The organism is Thermogemmatispora sp., from assembly GCF_019683755.1.
GTDB lineage: Bacteria > Chloroflexota > Ktedonobacteria > Ktedonobacterales > Ktedonobacteraceae > Thermogemmatispora.
In genome coordinates, this window is the sequence record NZ_JADGHT010000493.1 from 1 (window position 1) to 2,575 (window position 2,575).

Consider the following 2,575-nt stretch of genomic DNA (forward strand, 5'->3'; position numbering starts at 1 on the left):
CGCCCGGCCCAACCCGCACCACTGCCACCTCTTGTCAGGCGCGCTATCATCTGATCGAAGAGCGGACACGGCGCCTCGCCTGCCTCCAGCCAGCCAGGGCGGCAGTCGTCCGCGCCGTGACCAACCAGCCGCCGCGCCATCCGCCTGGTCAGCGACCTGCCGGGCCGGGCCAGGCCGGGTCGGGCCGCTCACAGCGCACCTGGCCGCCTTCCCAGCCAGCCGCTCAAGCCGGCCAGAGCAGCCGGTCCTGCCGGTCCGCCCACAGTGCAGCGACCCGGCCTCCGACAGAGCCAGACAGACCAGGCAAGGCAGCCGGCACACCACCCATCGAACCAGAGGAGCAGCACTCATGCACCCAGCCAAAGCCGCGCGCCTCAAGGCCTTACAGCGTCACGCCGAGCGCCTCCAGCGCCGCATCGCCCGCCTCGACGTGCGCAGTAACCGCTATTCCTGGCTGCGCGTCGCCATCTTTGCCACCGGCCTGACCCTGGGCCTCGCTCTTGGCCTGGCCCGAGACTGGCGGCTCGGCCTCTTCAGCTTCATCCTGGCCCTTCTCCTCTTCAGCGGCGTTGCCGCTCAACACCGGCGTCTTGAAGCCCACCTCAGCCGTCTGCGCCTCCTCTCGCGCCTGCTCCGCGACCAACAGGCGCGGCTGCGCATCGACTGGTCCGCCATCGCCCCCCTTCCACCGGAGCCGGCAGGCAGCGAGAGCCAACCAGACCACCCCTTTGAGCGCGACCTGGACATCAGCGGCCCGCGCTCCCTCCACCGCCTGCTCAACACCGCCAGCACCTCCCAGGGCAGCCAGCGCCTGAGAAGCTGGCTACTCAGCGAAGACCCTGACCTGAGCACCATCCTCCACCGACAGGCCCTGGTCGCCGAACTGGTCCCCCTGCGCCTCTTCCGCCACCGCCTCCAGATTGAAAGCCGCCTGGCCGGCGGCCAGAGCGGCATCCTGCGCAGCGAACAGCTACAAGCGCGCCTGCAACAAGAGCAGCCCAACGCGCGCCTCATCCAGAGCCTGATCCTCATGGGCAGCCTCAACCTGGCCACCCTGATCCTGCTCGCCGGCCAGCTCTGGCTGCACCTGCCGCCCTGGTGGCCCCTGAGCGCCGCCCTCAGCCTCCTCATCTTCCTCCTACGGCGCCGCGACGCTGGCGACCTCTTCGAAGAAGCCTTCGAGCTACAAAGCACCTGCGCCCAACTCAGCGCCATCTTCGCCTACCTTGAACGGCGGCGCTTCCCCGGGCAGCCACATCTACAGCAGCTCTGCCAGCCCTTCAGCGCCAGCCAACTCAGCCCGGCGCGCGCCCTGCGCCACCTCTCCCTCCTGCTTAGCCTGGCCTCCTTCGGGCAGAATCTCCTGCTCACCCTGCTCCTCCACCTCTGCTGTCCCTGGGAATTCCTCATCGCCCTGCGCCTCAACGCCTGGAAAGCGCGCCTGGCCCGGCAGATGCCGCGCTGGCTAGAGACCTGGTTTGAGCTAGAGGCTCTCTGCTCGCTCGCCACCTTCGCCGACCTCAACCCCGACTACCACTGGCCCGAATTCATCGTGCCCGACCCCTCCGACCCCGCAACCAGCGATCAGAGGCCGTCGCTCCTCTACGAAGGCCAGGGCCTTGGCCATCCCCTGCTGCCCCCAGACAGCAAAGTCGTCAACGACCTCGCCCTACGCCAGGGCAGCGCCATCGCCATCATTACCGGCTCCAACATGGCCGGCAAAAGCACCTTTCTCCGCACCGTCGGCATCAACCTGGTACTGGCCAACGCCGGCGCCCCCGTCAACGCCCAACGCCTACGCCTGACGCCCCTGCGCCTCTTCGCCTGCATGCGCATCAACGACGCCCTGACCGAAGGAGCCTCCTACTTCTATGCCGAAGTACGCCGCCTGCGCGCCCTCCTGGACGCCATCGAGCGACCAGCCGCCGCGCCGCTCCTCTTCCTCATCGACGAAATCTTTCGCGGCACCAACAACCGCGAGCGCCGCATTGGCAGCCGCGCCTACCTGCAGGCCCTGGCCGCCGCCGCGCCACGCTGCGCCGGCCTCCTGGCCACCCACGACCTCGACCTGACGCAGCTCGCCGACACCATCCCCGGCATCAGCAACTACCACTTTCGCGAGGAGATCCACAACGGAGCCATGACCTTTGACTACCGCCTCCGGCCCGGCCCCTGCCCAACCACCAACGCCCTCACCATCATGCGCCTCTTCGGGCTACCGGTGCCCGAGAGCGAAAGCAGCGACACCCTCCCCAGCCCCAAGAGCGACCAAGAGCGCGCGAGAAAGCAGGCACCCCAGCAATCAGAGGAAACATGAGAGCGGAAAAGGGAACACGCACCCCAGCCTGGCTTACTGGCTGGGGAAGCGCACCCAGCGGGACAGCGAGCGGAAGCGAGAACCAGCAACGCTCTCAGGACTGGGAAGGCTCCTCAGCGGGCGGATCTCCCGAGGACGGCCAAGCCTCATGCTCCGCGAGCGAGAACGGCTGCGCCGGCGCCGTCGAGAGCCTCCACTCCGGGGCCTCCGGCGCCTCCCCAGTGCCCGCCCCCGCCCCCAGAGGCCCGGCGACCGGAG

1 protein-coding gene is annotated in these 2,575 nt (G+C 68.8%); it reads left to right on the top strand.

The window, feature by feature from the left end; translation table 11 throughout:
• The first annotated feature begins 349 nt into the window (after positions 1-349).
• Complete coding sequence (locus IRZ24_RS19220) at positions 350-2,317, top strand: hypothetical protein (protein WP_297168042.1); 1,968 nt, start codon at positions 350-352, stop codon at positions 2,315-2,317.
• Positions 2,318-2,575 lie beyond the last annotated feature (258 nt).